This is a genomic window from Limnospira sp. PMC 1279.21, assembly GCF_032349615.1.
GTDB classification, from domain to species: domain Bacteria; phylum Cyanobacteriota; class Cyanobacteriia; order Cyanobacteriales; family Microcoleaceae; genus Limnospira; species Limnospira fusiformis.
Genome location: NZ_JARPLU010000601.1, coordinates 1 through 293 on the forward strand (window position 1 = coordinate 1; position 293 = coordinate 293).

Annotated in this window: 1 protein-coding gene; it reads right to left on the reverse strand. The window is 43.0% G+C overall.

The genetic code is table 11. From position 1 onward, the window contains the following. On the reverse strand, nt 1-217 hold a 217-nt coding region (locus tag P5683_RS26170; protein WP_315641342.1), incomplete at its 3' end, for a reverse transcriptase N-terminal domain-containing protein. Nucleotides 218-293 lie beyond the last annotated feature (76 nt).

The following is a 293-nucleotide window of genomic DNA, read 5'->3' on the forward strand; positions in this document are numbered from 1 at the left end:
TCCTAAACGTCTCGCACGCATAATATGATTTCACCAATAGACGTTGCCACCTTCTAGCCTTTGCATCCTGTCCCGATTTAGCTGCTTGAAATATACTCTTTTGGAGCTTGAAAACTTTCCGTTGAACCTTAGTCCATGGGATTACTTTCCATGCGTTGTTCGTAGTCTTGATTGGTTTTGGTTTCCCAAACCCTTTCTTTAAACTCGCTATCGCCATATATATAGCACTAGTCAATACGGTTAGGACGCAGCCTTGAGAACGGAATCCATGGCATCATGGAGAGAATCAAACC